Below are 16382 nucleotides of genomic sequence, written 5' to 3'. Positions count from 1 at the left end.
CGGCAAGAGTGACACGATTCCCCCCGGCTTGCCAAGCGGCGCTACGCCAGCTCGCGCTTTTTCTCGTTGACGTCGCTCTCGATGCCCTGCTTGACGTCCGCCGGGATCTTCAGCGCCTGCGCCAGCGCATCAAGATAGCCACGCTCCATAAAGTGATCGACGTCGATCACCAGACAACTCAGGTAATAAACCTCCAGCGCCTCGTCTTCGTTTTGCACGCTGCGGGCGATTAACTCCGGGTTGAGCGGCTGGTCGAGCGCTTCCTGCACCCAGCCCTGCGCCTCTTCCCCCACCTGCAGTTGCGCCAGGCTGTGATCGATGGCGCGCTGCTCGTCGGCATCGATATGGCCGTCGCTCTTGGCGGCGAACACCAGCGCCTGCACCAAACGCTTGGCGCGCAGATCCACCGGCGTGGTTTGCATACCGAACTGCGGTTCGTCCTGATGGGTCTCTTTCACCCGCTGCTTGTACTTGTTCCACAGCACCGCGCCCACCGCCGCGCTGCCGCCGATAATCAGCGCATTCTTGCCGAACTTACCCACCAGCTTGCGCGAAGATTTGTTGGCCAACAGCACGCCGACCAGGCCGCCCAGCGCCGTGGGCGCCAGCAGTTTGCCGATGCCTTCTGCCCCGCCCATCGCGCCGGCCTTCTGCCCGATCAACGTTTGAATCTGCTGCATCCAGTTACTTTTCATCATCTACCCCTTGCGTGAGAAAACGCGGCGCGCAGGCGCGGCCGAACCGACGGTAAACCGCCAGATTAGGGGATCTTTTGTCAATTTACGTCTGGGGGATGCAAACCTGTGTTTAGCGGGCCGGGTGGCCCGCCTGGATGGCTGCGGCGTTACGCGTCTTCGTCGCCCGCTTCATCGTCCTGCTCGTACTCGGCCAGCTCGTCGCGCATCGCCTGGATGGCATCGCGGGTCATCAGCGCCAGCGTGCGGTAGAAACCGGTGGTGGCGTGCGCTTCCACTTTGCCGAGGAAGCGGCCGCACCACGGCAGCAGGAACTCGTCGAATAGCGCGATCTGCGCCTGCGCTTCATCTTCCTGCGACTGATCTTCCAGCCAGGATGCCGCCAGCAGCAGCTGGCCGAAATGGTCGGCCGGCGCCTCAGCCAGAGGCATGCCGCGCTGCTGCAGGAAGGCGCGCACTTCAGCCTCGCTTGCGCCTTCAACATAGTCGGAGCGGAACGGCGGCACGCTGCATTCGCTGCCGACGAACATCGCATTGAAGTCGGTCGCCAGTTGGTTGACGTCGCCGCCCTGCTGCAGGCGCTTCAGCAGGTCATCCTGCTCCAGCGGCCAGTGCTGCTGCAGCTTGCCCTCTTTAATCAGCGCGAACAGCGGCACCAACAGCGGATCCTGCGGCTGGCGGTAGAACAGCGTACCCAGCACGCGGCAGACAATCGAAAACTCATTCATGATAAAGCCTTATTCAATACGGAAAATTTTGCCGGGACGATGTCACAAATCGGCCAATTCCGCAATCGCCGGCTTGCCGCGCCGCTCGAGAAAATCCAGCAGCCGGCGCGGGCTGACGTTGAGAATACGCTCCTGCGGGAAGCCCACCTCTTCGATAATGCGCTCGCAGTGCTCAAAGTTACCCAGCGAAAAGGCGACGTGCGAATCCGAGCCCAGCGCCAGCCAGCCGCCGGCGTCGCGCACCGCGGCGGCGATCGCCCGACAGTTGGCCTCGCTGCCCTTGCGGGAGTGGGTGAACGACGAGTTATTCAGCTCCAGCGCCACCTCGTATTTGGCCGCCGCCGCCGCGACGGCGGGAATGTCGATCGGATAACGCGGGTTGCCGGGGTGGCTGATGATATGCACGTCCCCCTGCGCCATCGCGGCGATCATCGCTTCAGTATTGGACGCTTTATCCTGCGGCGCAAACACCGGCTCATGGAAACCGGCGATGATCACGTCGGTGGCCGTCAGCATCGGGCCGGTGCAGTCGATGTCGCCCTGCAGGTTTTTGATGTTGGCTTCGATGCCGCGCAAGATGCCCACGCCGTTCACCCGGCGCGGCCACACGTGCATGTTCATAAAGTGCCAGTAGTGCGGCGCATCGGCCATGTCCGGGCCGTGATCGGTGATGGCGAACAGCTTGATGCCCTTCTGCCGGGCTTCGGCGATGTAATCGTGCAGCGTGCTGTAAGCGTGCGTGCTGGCGACGGTGTGCATATGCAAATCAACGGGGTACATTGTTTCTCCTTCCAGAGGGCCCACCCGCAGCGGTGCGGGCGGGCGCGATGACGGTGTCAGCTTATCAGTTACCGAACGGCGGCTGAAGGATCAGTACCCCCGTTGCCTGTCGACCACGCCGGCAGGGGTATGCCCCGCCTCCAGCGCGCGAATGTTGGCGGCGATCTGATCCATCGCCTGCTGCGGCAACGTGATGGCAGCAATATGCGGGGTAATGGTGACACGCGGATGACGCCAGAACGGGTGATCCTGCGGCAGCGGCTCGCGGACGAACACGTCCAGCGTGGCGGCGGCCAGTTGCCCCTGTTCCAACGCCGCCAGCAGATCGGCTTCCACCAGGTGCGCGCCGCGCGCGATGTTGATGAGGTAGGCGCCCGCGCTCAACTGCGCGAACAGCTCGCGGTTGAGGATGCCAACGGTCTCCGGCGTATTGGGCAGCAGGTTGATCAGCAGTTTGACGCCGTCGAGGAAGGCCGCGCGCTGAGCCTCCCCGGCGAAGCTTTGCACGCCGTCAATCTGTTTGGCGCTGCGGCTCCAGCAGCGCACGCTAAAGCCAAACTCGGTCAGCTTGCGCGCCACGCTCTGCCCCAGCACGCCGGCGCCGAGGATGCCGATGGTGAAATCATCCAGTGAGTGCGGATCGAGCGGCTGCCATTCCTGCCGCTGCTGCAACGCCTGATACTCGTCGAAACGGCGGAAATAGCGCAGCACATAGCTCAGCGCATATTCCTGCATCTGCTGCGCCATGCCGGTATCCTCCAGCCGCAGCAGCGGCACGCCGGCGGGCAGCGTGCCGGGGTGTTTGCGCTCCTGATCGAGAATGGCGTCGACGCCGGCGCCGAGGGCGAACACCGCTTTCAGATCGCGGCGGTTGGCTAACATCTCGTGCGGCGGGCGCCATACCAGCGCGTAATCCGCCGGCCGCTCGTCGCCGCGCTGCCATTCGCGGATCTCGGCCTGCGGCAGGCGTTGCTTGATGCCGGTCAGCCATTCCTGGGCGTTAAATAAGGGATGGTAATAGATGATGTTCATACTGCGGGCTCCCGTTTGTTTTTATTGGTTTTCCTTCAGCCTTCCGCGATTCATCGCCGGATGCAAGCGTTAAAGCCCAAAATAAAAACAGCCCCGACCAGTGGGGCTGTTGTGCATGTTCGCAAAATCAGGCGGCAGACGCGCCGTCGCGCCGGATAAGACGCCGCAACAGCGGAATTAAAATCAGCATCGCCACGCCGACGCCCGTCGCCCCCCAACCCAGCGCGCTGAAGATTTCGCTGTAGCCGGGATTGGTTTGCAGCGGCGTGCTGCCGCTGTTTTCCGGCATCAGGCCGGATACGTAGCCCGCCAACACCGAAGCGACGCCGGTCACCATCATCCAGCAGCCCATCATCACGCCCTGATAGCGCGGCGGCGCCAGCTTGCCGATCATCGCGTAACCGATCGGCGAGATCATCAATTCACCGACGCTTTGCAGCACATAGCTGATGACGATCCATTTGAATGCCACCAGCCCGTCGCCGCCCGCCATGCTGATGCCCAGCGGCAGCACCAGCATGCCGAGCCCGATGCAGAACAGCGATCCGGAGAACTGCAGCGGAATGTCGATGTTGCAGCCGCGAGCGCGCAGGCGGTTGAACCACCAGGCCAGCAGCGGGCCGCCCACCACGATCACCAGCGTGTTGATGTTCTGGATCCACTGCGGCGCCACCTGAATGCCGTAAACGTTCAGATTGATGTTGTGCTCGGAGAACAGCATCAGCCCCATCGGCGCCAGCTGATACAGCGCCCAGAACACCAGCGACCCCAGCGCCAGGATCAGATAGGCCGCCATTCTGCGGCGCTCATCGCGCGGATGGTGGCGCAGCGTCACGACGCACAGCATCAGGAAGATCAGCGCGCCGAGCACGATCACGAAATGGCCGCTGAACTCGGCATGGGTCAGCATCACGCGGATAATCGGCACCAGCGCCACCAGCACCGCCAACCCGGCCAGCATGCGCCAGCGGTATTGGCTGCGGCTGGCGTCGTGCAGCGGCGTATTGAGATCGGCCAGAATGCGCCAGCGACAGACGGCGACGATGATCGCCGCCGCGTTGCCCAGCGTGGCGAACAGGAACAGCGCGCGATAGTTTTCCGTCAGTTGGTAATACCCGGCCACGGTAAAGCCAACGAAGAACCCGAGGTTCATGCCGGCGTAATTCCACAGGAACGCCGATTCGCGCCGATCATCGTCCGGTTTGAAACGCTGGGTGAGCATCATATTGATGCAGGTCACGTTGAGGCCGCTGCCGGTCAGGAACATCGCCAGCCCCCAGTACAACCCCCACACGCCCGCGACGGCAATCAGCGCGCAGCCGAACACCTGCAGCACCATACCGAGCACGAACAGGTTGCGGTTGCTGAGGAAACGGCCGCCGAGATAGCCGCCGAACATGTGCAGGCCATAGTTGAAGGCGCCGAACACGCCCATCATGGCATTGGCGCTGCTTTCGTTGAAACCCAATCGCTTGGTGGCGTACAGCACCAGCGTGGAATAGAGCACGGCGAAACCCAGCGTGGCGAAGATCTGGATGAAGAACAGCGCCCCCGCGCCGGGGGGAATGGCATGGCGCGCTTGCGGCGCCGGCATGGCATCTGAAGGAGTCAAAACGAACCTCTACTGCATTATTATGTAATGAGTCTGTCCCTGTCTGCGGTATCGCCGGCCTGTCACCCGGCAATCTGCGCGGCGACGTGATGTTCCTTGCCAAAAACGCCGCGCCGACATGATTCCATTTAGCGACACATCTGACTAATAATCCAGTATTAATGCATATAACAGCAAACAACCCAACTTCAATGGCGAGATATTGAGCTATCTGTGCAGAAAAAAGTCAAACAATCGGCTTTCACGCATTTTGCTCGCTGCCGCCCTGTCCGCCGGCGGCCGAGAGTCAGGATATCGTTCGGTAAATCAGCAAATTGCTGCAAGTTTGACTAAACAGTCATGAGAATGAAATAAGAGGGTTGACGCTGAGATCAGATTCTCCTACATTAGCGCCCGTCGACAGCGCAAGGCGTTATCGGCAACAAAACGGTGAGGTGTCTGAGTGGCTGAAGGAGCACGCCTGGAAAGTGTGTATACGCGAAAGTGTATCGAGGGTTCGAACCCCTCTCTCACCGCCAAATTCAAAGAGAAAGCCTGGATTCGCGTCCAGGCTTTTTTTTGCATGGTGCACCGCCGAGAGGGGTGAGAAGCCTCGACAGGGTTCGACAAAACGCCTGCGTTTTGAACCGCCAACGGCGGCCCGCCGCGAACACCTCCCCGCCTTACGCTACCGAGGTTCCCCTTTTTCTCGGTTCTCCTCGAACCGCCTCTCTGATTTTCTCGCCCTTTCATGACTTCTGACGTGTAGTTCGCCGCAGTTTTCAACAAAGTGAACACGGCTTGAGCGGACAAGCAAAAACACAGAAATTATTCTTGACCGGATCGGCCCCACTCCCTATAGTAGCGCCCCGTTGCAGCGATGATTTCGCAACAAAAAAATATGGTGAGGTGTCCGAGTGGCTGAAGGAGCACGCCTGGAAAGTGTGTATACGCGAAAGTGTATCGAGGGTTCGAATCCCTCCCTCACCGCCATATTCTACGAAGAAGCCTGAACTCGCGTTCAGGCTTTTTTGTATGCATAGTGCACCGACCGGGAGGGTGAGAATCCTCGACAGGGTTCGACAAAACGCCTGCGTTTTGGACCGCCAACGGCGGCCCGCAGGGTGAGCGCAGCGAATCTATCCCTCCCTCACCGCCATATTCTACGAAGAAGCCTGAACTCGCGTTCAGGCTTTTTTGTTTGCATCGCGCACCGACCGGGAGGGTGAGAATCCTCGACAGGGTTCGACAAAACGCCCGCGTTTTGGACCGCCAACGTGGGCCGCAGGGTGAGCGCAGCGAATCAATCCCTCCCTCACCGCCATATTCTACGAAGAAGCCTGAACTCGCGTTCAGGCTTTTTTGTTTGCATCGCGCACCGGCCGGGAGGGTGAGAATCCTCAACAGGGTTCGACAAAACGCCCGCGTTTTGGACCGCCAACGTGGGCCGCAGGGTGAACGCAGCGAATCAATCCCTCCCTTACCGCCATACAAAAAAGCCCGAACGCAAATTCAGGCTTTTTTATTCCCACTGCCAAACCGTTCAGTGGTGCGTGCATCTCACCGCCGTCGGCTGCGCCAGTGCGCGGCGCCAATCCCCCGGCGTTTGGCCGAACTGGCGTTTGAAGCTGCGGTTGAACGACTGCTGTGAGTCGAAGCCGAGCGAGATCGCCACGCTGACGATCGGTTCGCCGCTATTGGCCAGGCGCTCCGCCGACACCTTCAGTTTTTGCATGCGGATATACTCCCCCAACGCATAGCCGGTCTGACGCTTGAACATGCGCTGCAGATGCCATTTGGAGTAGCCCGCGCGGTCCGCTACGGTGTTGATATCCAGTTTTTCTTCCAGATTGTTGTCGATCCACGTCTTCAAATCGGTAATGAAACCCGTCGTGTTCATGCTGATGCTCCCATCATGTCGGCAGGGTCCCCCTCTGCCCAGTGCGCATACGTTGCAACAGTTTCGCTTTAAATGCAATTTTTATTATTGCATTTACCAGAAAGCCGCCTCTATACTCCACCCAATTAATGTAACCGATATTGATACATTAATGTGACACCAATATGTTTCAAAACCTAACGTTGCGCCATGACAAAGCGCGACGCCCCTTCCGCCGAACGCCGGCATGAAGGGAAAAGCCCGGAAAACAGGGCTGGGTATGGGGCCAGACAGCGCTTACTTATCGGAATAAAAATAATGCCAAATCAACCAAACTCATCGTTCAACGCCGGCGGCCGCACGCGCGCCTTCGCTCTGGGCCAGCGGCTCTCCGGGGTGGCGCTGCTGGCCGCCCTGCTCGCCGGGTGTGACAACAGCGTCGCGCACAACGCCCCGCCACCGCCGCCGGTGGTCAGCGCCGCCAGCGTGGTGGTCAAACCGATCAGCCAGTGGGATGCGTTCAATGGCCGGGTCGAAGCGGTGCAAAGCGTACAGCTGCGCCCGCGGGTTTCCGGCTACATCGAGCGGGTCAACTACACCGAAGGCGACGAGGTGAAGAAAGGCCAGGTGCTGTTCACCATTGACGATCGCACCTACCGCGCCGCGCGCGAACAGGCGCAGGCGGAGCTGGTGCGGGCGCGCAATCAGGCAGCCCTGGCGCGCAGCGAATCTTCGCGAACCGAGAAACTGATCGGCACTCAGGCCATCTCGCAAGAGGTGTGGGAACAGCGCCGTTCGTCCGCCGCGCAGGCGCAAAGCAACGTGCTGGCGGCGCAGGCCCAGCTCGATATGGCGCAGCTTAATCTCGACTTTACCCGCGTCACCGCCCCGATCGACGGGCGCGCCAGCCGCGCGATGATCACCGCCGGCAACCTGGTCACCGCCGGCGACAGCGCCAGCGTGCTGACGACGCTGGTATCGCTCGATAAGGTTTACGTCTATTTCGACGTGGATGAGGCGACCTTCCTGCGCTATCAGCAGCAGGGCCGACACGACGCGCGTCTGCCGGTGAAGGTGGGCCTGGTGGGCGAAGACGGCACTCCGCATCAGGGGCTGGTGGACTTCACCGACAATCAGTTGAACGCCGGTACCGGCACCATCCGCATGCGCGCCCTGCTCGACAACCGCGATCGCCGCTTCACGCCGGGGCTGTTCGCCCGCGTGCAGATGCCCGGCAGCGCCGAGTTCAACGCCATGCTGATCGACGACAAAGCGGTGATGACCGATCAGAACCGCAAGTTCGTTTACATCGTCGATAAAGACGGCAAGGCGCAGCGCCGCGACATCGACGTAGGCCGGATGGCCGAAGGATTGCGCATTGTGCAAAAAGGCCTGGTGAACGGCGATCGGGTGATCGTCGACGGCATGCAGAAAGTGTTTATGCCGGGCATGCCGGTCGACGCGAAAAGCGTCGCCATGACCACCACCGCCTCCGCCCTTAACTAAGCTCCCAGCAGAGAATTCTGACCCATGGACTTTTCCCGTTTTTTCATCGACCGGCCGATCTTCGCCGCGGTGCTGTCGATACTGATTTTTGTCGCCGGGGTGATCGCCATTCCGCTGCTGCCGATCAGCGAGTACCCGGACGTGGTGCCGCCCAGCGTGCAGGTGCGCGCCGAATACCCGGGCGCCAACCCGAAAGAGATTGCTGAAACGGTGGCGACGCCGCTGGAAGAAGCGATCAACGGCGTCGAAAACATGATGTACATGAAATCGGTCGCCGGCTCCGACGGCGTGCTGGTGACCACCGTCACCTTCCGCCCGGGCACCGATCCCGATCAGGCGCAGGTGCAGGTGCAAAACCGCGTGGCGCAGGCCGAAGCGCGCCTGCCGGAGGATGTGCGCCGCCAGGGCATCACTACCCAGAAACAGTCTCCGGCGCTGACGCTGGTGGTGCATCTGGTATCGCCTTCCGGCAAGTACGACTCGCTGTACCTGCGCAACTACGCCACCCTGAAGGTCAAAGATGAACTGGCTCGCCTGCCGGGCGTCGGCCAGGTGCAGATCTTCGGCGCCGGCGAATACGCAATGCGCATCTGGCTCGATCCGAACAAGGTCGCCGCGCGCGGGCTGACCGCCTCCGACGTGGTGAGCGCCATGCAGGAGCAGAACGTGCAGGTCTCCGCCGGCCAGCTCGGTGCGGAGCCGATGCCGACGCGCAGCGACTATCTGCTGTCGATCAACGCCCAGGGCCGCCTGCAAACCGAAGAAGAGTTCGGCAACATCATTCTCAAGAGCGGCGATAACGGCGAGATCGTGCGGCTGCGCGACGTGGCGCGCATCGAAATGGGTTCCGGCAGCTACGCGCTGCGCGCCCAGCTCAATAACAAGGATGCGGTCGGCATCGGCATCTTCCAGTCGCCGGGCGCCAACGCCATCGAGCTGTCGGACGCGGTGCGCGGCAAGATGGCCGAGCTGGCGACCCGCTTCCCGGACGGCATGAGTTGGAAATCGCCGTACGATCCGACGGTGTTCGTGCGCGATTCGATCCGCGCGGTGGTGGACACCCTGCTGGAAGCGGTGATCCTGGTGGTACTGGTGGTCATTCTGTTCCTGCAGACCTGGCGCGCCTCGATCATTCCGCTGTTGGCGGTACCGATCTCCGTGGTCGGCACCTTCGCCGCGCTGTATCTGCTCGGCTTCTCGCTCAACACCCTCAGCCTGTTCGGGCTGGTGCTGGCGATCGGTATTGTGGTAGATGACGCCATCGTGGTGGTGGAGAACGTCGAGCGCAACATCGAAGAGGGGCTGTCGCCGCTGGCGGCGGCGCACCAGGCGATGCGCGAGGTCTCCGGCCCGATCATCGCCATCGCCGTGGTGCTGTGCGCGGTGTTTGTGCCGATGGCGTTCCTCTCCGGCGTTACCGGCCAGTTCTACAAACAGTTCGCCGTCACCATCGCCATCTCGACGGTGATCTCCGCCATCAACTCACTGACCCTGTCGCCGGCGTTGGCGGCGCGCTTGCTGAAGCCGCACGGCGCACCGAAAGATCTGCCGTCGCGCCTGATCGACCGGCTGTTCGGCTGGCTGTTCCGGCCGTTCAACCGCTTCTTCGCCAGCGGCTCGCAGCGTTATCAGCACGGGGTCTCCCGCGTGCTGGGCCGACGCGGTGCAGTGTTCGTCGTCTACCTGCTGCTGCTGGTCGCCGCCGGGGTGATGTTCAAGACCGTGCCCGGCGGCTTTATCCCGACGCAGGACAAGCTGTATCTGATTGGCGGCGTGAAGATGCCGGAAGGCGCCTCGCTGGAGCGCACCGATGCGGTGATCCGTAAGATGAGCGCCATCGGCCTGAGCGTGGACGGCGTCACCGATGCGGTGGCCTTCCCCGGCCTGAACGCGCTGCAGTTCACCAATACGCCGAATACCGGCACGGTGTTCTTCGCGCTGGAGTCATTGAGCACCCGTACCCGCACCGCAGCGCAGATCAACGCCGAGATCAACGCGCGCATTTCACAGATCCAGGAAGGTTTCGCCTTCTCGATCATGCCGCCGCCGATCCTCGGCATCGGCCAGGGTTCCGGCTATTCGCTGTACGTGCAGGATCGCGGCGGGCTGGGTTACGGCGCGCTGCAGACCGCGATCAACACGATGTCCGGCGCCATTATGCAAACGCCAGGCATGGGGTTCCCGATCTCCTCTTATCAGGCCAACGTGCCGCAGCTGGACGCCAAAATCGATCGCGATAAGGCCAAGGCCCAGGGGGTGCCGCTCAATGCGCTGTTCAGCACGTTGCAGACCTACCTCGGTTCGTCTTACATCAACGACTTTAACCGTTACGGCCGCACCTGGAAGGTGATGGCGCAGGCCGACGGCCAGTTCCGCGACAGCGTGGAAGACATCGCCAACCTGCGTACCCGCAACGACAAAGGCGAAATGGTGCCGATCGGCAGTATGGTCAGCATCGGCACGACCTACGGCCCGGATCCGGTGATCCGCTACAACGGTTTCCCGGCGGCGGACCTGATCGGCGACGCCGATCCGCGCGTCCTCTCCTCTACCCAGGCGATGAGCGCGCTGACGCAAATGGCCGGCAAGCTGTTGCCGAACGGCATGAACATCCAGTGGACCGATCTCAGCTACCAGCAATCGACCCAGGGCAACGCCGCGCTGGTGGTGTTCCCGGTCGCGGTGCTGCTGGCGTTCCTCGCGCTGGCGGCGCTGTATGAAAGCTGGACGCTGCCGCTGGCGGTGATCCTGATCGTGCCGATGACCATGCTGTCGGCGCTGTTCGGCGTGTGGTTGACCGGCGGCGACAACAATGTGTTCGTGCAGGTCGGGTTGGTCGTTCTGATGGGGCTGGCCTGCAAGAACGCCATTCTGATCGTCGAGTTCGCCCGCGAGCTGGAAATGCAGGGCAAAGGCATCGTCGAGGCGGCGCTGGAAGCCTGTCGATTGCGGTTGCGCCCGATCGTGATGACCTCCATCGCCTTCATCGCCGGCACCATCCCGCTGATCCTCGGCCACGGCGCCGGCGCCGAAGTGCGCGGCGTCACCGGCATCACGGTGTTCTCCGGCATGCTGGGGGTCACGCTGTTCGGGCTGTTCCTGACGCCGGTGTTCTACGTCACCCTGCGTCGCCTGGTGGCACGCAAAACGCAGACGCAGACGGCGTAATCCTCGTCTTAACATGCAAAAAGGTCGGGCATTGCCCGACCTTTCTTTATGCATCAGAACCGCGATTATTTATCGGCGGTTTCGGCCTCTTGCGAGGCGGCGTATTCCGCACAGGCGCGCTTGTCGCCCCGCTCCAGTTCGGCCAGCGAGTCAGCCACGGTGTGGCGCGCCAGCACCGCGAGCGAAGCCTGCTCGGCCTCGTTCACCACCGATTTAAAATACCAACAGGCGTTGGCGCTCACCAGGCAACGGGCCGGCACTTCAGGGCGTGAGGCCCAGATGCGCTTGTCGTCGATCACCGCCAGGTAGATATCCCGCAGGGTAATCTCTTCCGCCGGGCGGCCAAGGTGGATAGAGCCGTTTCGGCCCAGGGTGGAAACGATGATGCCGTCTTTGGTCAGCGGCACCATCAGTTTGCGGATAAAGCTCGGGTTAGCTTCCAGAGTGGCGGCGAGCGTGGCGCTCGTCGAACGCATGCCCTGCTTCTCAGCTACGGCGACGCTAAGGACCATTTGCAACGCTGTCGGAAAGCGAAAATCTAACATGTCGTTATCTCTGCGAGACGAAATACTCGGGTTTGGCCGGTGCGGCGATTAGCGCCGAACACACCGCTTAATCGCACAATAATATAACAAACGCGGGGGCTTTTTTGAAGTTTTGCCCAGTGATATCGCACGCAGACATTAGAACGATCGTCGAATTCGCGGGCAGACAAAAAGCAGAAACCCGCGTCAATGTTAACGCCGCTCGCTTAACCGAGTTAAACGATCAGAACTAACACTGCCCGCGGGTTTAATTCGAATGCGTCGATCAGGCTCTGTTCAGCACCAGCTGGCCGTTTTTGTCCAACGGGATTTGGGTGCCCGGATCGTGATCCATGCGGATCTTGCCCTGCTGATTGCCGATCTTGTAGGTCACGTCATAGCCCAGCATTTTCTGAGACTTGTCGTAGACCGTTTTGCAACGCTGCTGAACGCTGGTGGTGACATCGTTATTCTGCATCGCCCCTTGCACCTGGTTACCGGCGTAGCCGCCGCCCAGAGCGCCCACCACGGTCGCCACGTCGCGTCCGCGACCGCCGCCGAACTGGTGGCCGATCACGCCGCCCGCCACTGCGCCCAGCACAGAACCGGCGATGCGGTTTTCATCCTGCACCGGTGCACGGTGCGTGACGGTGACGTTGCGGCATTCCTGACGCGGCGTTTTGATGGTTTCTTTAATCGGCGTTGCGGCGAGCACCTGCGCATATTGCGGACCGGCAGAAAAGACGTCCAGGCTGGCTACCGCGGCAATCCCCAGAGCGGCAGCGATGCCAATCCCAACACCGGCTAACATTGACTTGTTCACAGGAAACCTCCTGAAAGTGTTACCACGCATTTTTTCCGGGTCTGTTACCGGCATGGCACCGCGCTTATTATTTTGCGCATGGGCGGCTTGCGGTATCCCGGTTTACGGCGTGCGCGACGCGCCGTCTGTAAACGAGGTAAAGTCTGCACAATGATTTGAGGGCTCGCAATAAGACAAGGGGACCAAAAATGCGGGAAAACGGCCGTTTTGCCGTTGTTTAGGAGGAATCTTAAGAATTTTACCCATGTCGGCGACAGCTTATGCTGAAGAATCAAGCAACCGCCGCCGTTAGCCTCGCCCCGCCATAAAAAAACCCGCGCGGGCGAACCGGCGCGGGTTGATCGACAACGGCGGGATCAGTGCATCTTCAGACGCGGGCGGATCACCCGGTTAATGCCGCCCACCAGCATCATCAGGCCGGTTTTGATGTAGCCGTGCAGCGCCACCTGGTGCATGCGGTACAGCGAGATGTAGACGAAACGCGCAATGCGCCCTTCCACCATCATCGAGCCGCGCATCAGGTTGCCCATCAGGCTGCCAACGGTGCTAAAGCGCGACAGCGACACCAGCGAACCGTGGTCTTTGTACGCGTAAGGCTTCAGCGTCTGACCGTTCATCAGCGCCAGGATATTGGTGGCGCAGCGTGAGGCCATCTGGTGCGCCGACTGGGCGCGTGGCGGCACGAAACCGCCGCCCTCTTTCGGGCAAGAGGCGCAGTCGCCGATGGCGAAGATGTTCGGATCGCGCGTGGTCTGCAGCGTCGGCTCCACCACCAACTGGTTGATGCGGTTGGTTTCCAGGCCGCCGATGTCCTTCATAAAGTCCGGCGCTTTGATGCCTGCCGCCCATACCATCAGATCGGCGTCGATGAACTCGCCGCCCTTGGTATTCAGGCCTTTGGCGTCCGCGCTGGTCACCATGGTGTTGGTCAGCACGCGCACGCCCAACTTGATCAGCTCCTGGTGCGCCGCAGCGGAAATGCGCGGCGGCAGCGCCGGCAGAATGCGCTCGCCGGCTTCGACCAGCGTCACGTTGAGCGCGCTGTTGTCCAGGCCTTCAAAACCGTAGCTGTGCAGCTGTTTCACCGCGTTGTGCAGTTCGGCGGACAGTTCAACGCCGGTGGCGCCGCCGCCGACGATGGCGATGTTGACCCGCTCTTTTTGCCCCGGCTGCGCCGAGAACTTCAGGAACAGGTTAAGCATTTCGTTGTGGAAACGACGTGCCTGATGCGGGTTATCCAGGAAGATGCAGTGCTCTTTCACGCCCGGCGTACCGAAATCGTTTGAGGTGCTGCCCAGCGCCATCACCAGGATGTCGTACGGCAGTTCACGCGCCGGCACCAGCTCGCCGCCCTGCTCGTCGCAGATCTGCGCCAGCTGCAGCGTTTGCGTCTCGCGGTTGATGTTGGTCAACGACCCCAGCTGGAAACTGAAATGGTGATTGCGCGCGTGCGCCAGGTAGCTGAGCGCATCCACGCCGTCATCGAGGGATCCGGTCGCCACTTCGTGCAACAGCGGTTTCCACAAATGGCTGTGGTTGCGATCCACCAGCGTGATCTCGGCTTTGTTCTTACGGCCAAGTTTATGGCCCAGGCTGGTCGCCAGCTCCAGACCACCGGCGCCGCCGCCGACAATAACGATTTTCTTCTTTGGCGTTGTCAAAATAACCCCCTAAATGTGAACCATTTGTTATCCCAGGGTAAATAAATAATATCCTTAGAATACATAGGGTTCGCGTAAAATAAATCGGCTCTCTGCAGCCAGAATAGCATGTGAGGTTATTTGGTCATACCAAAATTGACGTACATCAATTTTTTTTGGTTAAAGGCTGGACGAGGGCATTTTTTGGGGATTGCGATTCAAATAGTTAGCGCTGAGTCACAGTTTTAAATTTTGCCGATTGCCACGCAAAATCTGGCTTTGGCGCACAAAAAAGCCGCACTTTCCGTCGGTGAAAAACGGGGAGCGCGGCTCGCGGCAGCGTTATGAAACTGTTAACCCAGCGCCTTGAACGCCTTGAGCCGCTGCAGATGCGGCGAGATGTTTTTGAACTTGTGCGTCTGCTGTTCATCCCACACGATCTCGTAGTAGTGATGCAGCAATTCGGCGCTGCGCCGGTTATCCAGCACCTCGTCGTGGCGCGACAGCACCACCAGACAGCGATCGCGGTTTTTCTCGCGGAAATCCTCCACGCACTTGGTGGCGATATCGCGATACTCTTCCGGCCGGTCTATCTTGCCGTGCATGTGCTCTTCCGGGTACAGGTTGGGATTGAACATCGCCTGGCGAATGCCGCACAGGAAGCCGATGCGCTCCGCCCAGAAGCCGCCAAGGCCGACCCCGCAGATCAACGGGTGCGCATCGCCGCCCTGCTGCACCGCCTTGTCCACCTCTTTCAACAGATGCTGCATGTCGTGACGCGGGTGCAGCGTGCTGTAGCTGATAAAGCGCACATCCGGATCGATAAACTGCAGCTGTAACACCTTTTCATGATTGCCGGGGCTGGTGGAATCGAAGCCGTGCAAATAGATAATCATCTGGATCCTCGCAACAAGCCAAGGGCCGCGGGCGCGGCCCTCATCATTTCCGCTCTGCGCCGCGATGCGGCGCCTGGATTCACCCTTGCGAACGCTGCTTGTGCTCCTCCCAGCGTTCGCTCAGCGCGCTGAGCGCCTTGTGCGCCTGCTGCCAGCGCTCGGAGTCGCGCAGTTCCTGACGGGTGAACTGACCGCGATGATATAACCGCTTCACCTTCTCTGCTTTGACCGGGGACAGGTTATCCAACACGCTGACCGCGCCTTCGCGGTGGTTGCACACCAGGATCATGTCGCAACCGGCATCCAGCGCCGCCTGGCCGCGTTCGGCATAGCTGCCCATGATGGCGGCGCCTTCCATCGACAGATCGTCGGAGAAAATCACGCCGTCGAAGCCCAGCTCCTGACGCAGGATCTGCTGCAGCCAGTACGGCGAGCCGCTGGCCGGACGCGGGTCCGCTTCAGTATAGATGACGTGAGCCGGCATGACGGCGTCCAGCAATTGACGATTGATCAGCTCGCGGAAGATCGCCATGTCATGCTCGCGGATCTGCGCGAGCGGCCGCGGATCGCGCGGGGTTTCCTTGTGCGAATCGGCGCTGACGGCACCGTGCCCCGGGAAGTGTTTACCGGTGGTTTTCATGCCGGCGCTGTGCATGCCGAGGATAAAGCGCTCCGCCATCGCCAGCGCCTGCTGCGGATCGCTGTGGAACGAACGCTCGCCGATCGCCGCGCTGCCGTGGCCGATATCCAGCACCGGCGCAAAGCTGATGTCGATATCCTGCGCGATCATCTCCGCCGCCATCAGCCAGCCGGCCTCCTGCGCCAGGCGGCCGCCTTCCTGCGCATCGTTCAAGGCAGCGAACGACTGCGCCGCCGGCAAACGGGTGAAGCCTTCGCGGAAGCGCTGCACGCGCCCGCCCTCCTGATCCACGGCCACCACCAGCCGATCGTGCGAAGCGGCGCGGATCTGGCGCACCAGCTCACGCAGCTGTTCCGCATCGTGGAAATTGCGGGTAAACAGGATCAACCCGCCAACCAGCGGGTGTTTCAGAATCTCGCGTTCTTCTGCATCCAGCTCGTAGCCGGCGACATCTAGCATTACTGGGCCCACGGGCACCTC

13 protein-coding genes, 2 tRNA genes and 2 other RNA genes are annotated in these 16382 nt (G+C 61.1%); 6 read left to right on the top strand and 11 right to left on the bottom strand.

Annotation, left to right across the window (positions count from 1 at the left end; genetic code table 11):
• Nucleotides 1-41: 41 nt before the first annotated feature.
• The 5 genes from ACSBQV_RS01130 to ACSBQV_RS01110 all read right to left on the bottom strand — a co-directional run bounded on the left by ACSBQV_RS01130 (nucleotide 42) and on the right by ACSBQV_RS01110 (nucleotide 4829).
• On the bottom strand, nucleotides 42-695 hold the full coding sequence (locus tag ACSBQV_RS01130; RefSeq protein ID WP_099782788.1) for a tellurite resistance TerB family protein: 654 nt from the start codon (nucleotides 693-695) through the stop codon (nucleotides 42-44).
• Between the two features lie 149 nt (nucleotides 696-844).
• Nucleotides 845-1423, bottom strand: coding sequence for a TorD/DmsD family molecular chaperone (locus ACSBQV_RS01125; RefSeq protein WP_046899285.1), 579 nt, complete (start codon nucleotides 1421-1423; stop codon nucleotides 845-847).
• A 42-nt stretch (nucleotides 1424-1465) separates the two neighbouring features.
• On the bottom strand, nucleotides 1466-2203 hold the full coding sequence (locus tag ACSBQV_RS01120; RefSeq protein WP_099782644.1) for a phosphatase: 738 nt from the start codon (nucleotides 2201-2203) through the stop codon (nucleotides 1466-1468).
• 90 nt (nucleotides 2204-2293) lie between these two features.
• The gene (gene ghrA, locus ACSBQV_RS01115) at nucleotides 2294-3235 is read right to left on the bottom strand and encodes a glyoxylate/hydroxypyruvate reductase GhrA (RefSeq protein WP_099782646.1); all 942 of its coding nucleotides are present in this window, start codon (nucleotides 3233-3235) and stop codon (nucleotides 2294-2296) included.
• 127 nt (nucleotides 3236-3362) lie between these two features.
• Nucleotides 3363-4829, bottom strand: a complete 1467-nt coding sequence (locus tag ACSBQV_RS01110) for a peptide MFS transporter (RefSeq protein ID WP_099782648.1) — start codon at nucleotides 4827-4829, stop codon at nucleotides 3363-3365.
• Between the two features lie 446 nt (nucleotides 4830-5275).
• On the opposite strand from ACSBQV_RS01110, the gene ACSBQV_RS01105 reads away from it, so the two are divergent.
• The 4 genes from ACSBQV_RS01105 (at nucleotide 5276) to ACSBQV_RS01090 (ending at nucleotide 6150) form a co-directional block, all read left to right on the top strand.
• Nucleotides 5276-5365, top strand: a tRNA-Ser gene (locus ACSBQV_RS01105).
• 364 nt (nucleotides 5366-5729) lie between these two features.
• Nucleotides 5730-5819 (top strand) — tRNA-Ser (locus ACSBQV_RS01100).
• Between the two features lie 46 nt (nucleotides 5820-5865).
• Nucleotides 5866-5985, top strand: a non-coding RNA gene (locus ACSBQV_RS01095) — RtT sRNA.
• 46 nt (nucleotides 5986-6031) lie between these two features.
• Nucleotides 6032-6150: non-coding RNA, RtT sRNA (locus ACSBQV_RS01090), on the top strand.
• A gap of 219 nt (nucleotides 6151-6369) precedes the next feature.
• Here ACSBQV_RS01090 and ACSBQV_RS01085 read toward each other — a convergent pair.
• A complete protein-coding gene (locus tag ACSBQV_RS01085) occupies nucleotides 6370-6726 on the bottom strand; it encodes a helix-turn-helix domain-containing protein (protein WP_033642706.1) in 357 nt (118 codons plus the stop codon).
• Between the two features lie 297 nt (nucleotides 6727-7023).
• Here ACSBQV_RS01085 and sdeA point away from each other — a divergent pair, with 297 nt between their 5' ends.
• Complete coding sequence (sdeA, locus tag ACSBQV_RS01080) at nucleotides 7024-8211, top strand: multidrug efflux RND transporter periplasmic adaptor subunit SdeA (RefSeq protein ID WP_099782650.1); 1188 nt, start codon at nucleotides 7024-7026, stop codon at nucleotides 8209-8211.
• 24 nt (nucleotides 8212-8235) lie between these two features.
• Entirely contained in the window at nucleotides 8236-11379 is a 3144-nt protein-coding gene (gene sdeB / locus ACSBQV_RS01075; protein WP_042784219.1) for a multidrug efflux RND transporter permease subunit SdeB, read from the top strand.
• Nucleotides 11380-11444: 65 nt separating this feature from the next.
• Here sdeB and ACSBQV_RS01070 read toward each other — a convergent pair whose 3' ends face one another.
• The 5 genes from ACSBQV_RS01070 to nagZ all read right to left on the bottom strand — a co-directional run bounded on the left by ACSBQV_RS01070 (nucleotide 11445) and on the right by nagZ (nucleotide 16361).
• Nucleotides 11445-11924: an RrF2 family transcriptional regulator gene (locus tag ACSBQV_RS01070; protein WP_099782652.1), complete on the bottom strand. Its 480-nt coding sequence runs from the start codon at nucleotides 11922-11924 to the stop codon at nucleotides 11445-11447.
• A gap of 265 nt (nucleotides 11925-12189) precedes the next feature.
• Nucleotides 12190-12726, bottom strand: a complete 537-nt coding sequence (locus tag ACSBQV_RS01065; RefSeq protein ID WP_004928798.1) for a glycine zipper 2TM domain-containing protein — start codon at nucleotides 12724-12726, stop codon at nucleotides 12190-12192.
• Nucleotides 12727-13082: 356 nt separating this feature from the next.
• Nucleotides 13083-14387, bottom strand: coding sequence for an NAD(P)/FAD-dependent oxidoreductase (locus tag ACSBQV_RS01060; RefSeq protein WP_099782654.1), 1305 nt, complete (start codon nucleotides 14385-14387; stop codon nucleotides 13083-13085).
• A 332-nt stretch (nucleotides 14388-14719) separates the two neighbouring features.
• Nucleotides 14720-15262 carry an alpha/beta hydrolase YcfP gene (ycfP, locus tag ACSBQV_RS01055; protein WP_015377468.1) on the bottom strand — a complete coding sequence of 181 codons (543 nt, stop codon included), beginning with the start codon at nucleotides 15260-15262 and terminating at the stop codon, nucleotides 14720-14722.
• 79 nt (nucleotides 15263-15341) lie between these two features.
• Entirely contained in the window at nucleotides 15342-16361 is a 1020-nt protein-coding gene (gene nagZ / locus ACSBQV_RS01050) for a beta-N-acetylhexosaminidase (protein WP_099782656.1), read from the bottom strand.
• Between the last annotated feature and the right edge of the window lie 21 nt (nucleotides 16362-16382).

It is taken from the genome of Serratia sp. B501 (assembly GCF_051172315.1).
GTDB lineage: Bacteria > Pseudomonadota > Gammaproteobacteria > Enterobacterales > Enterobacteriaceae > Serratia > Serratia ureilytica.
The sequence above is the reverse complement of the archived record's forward strand: the minus strand, read 5'-3'. Positions and strand labels throughout refer to the sequence as shown.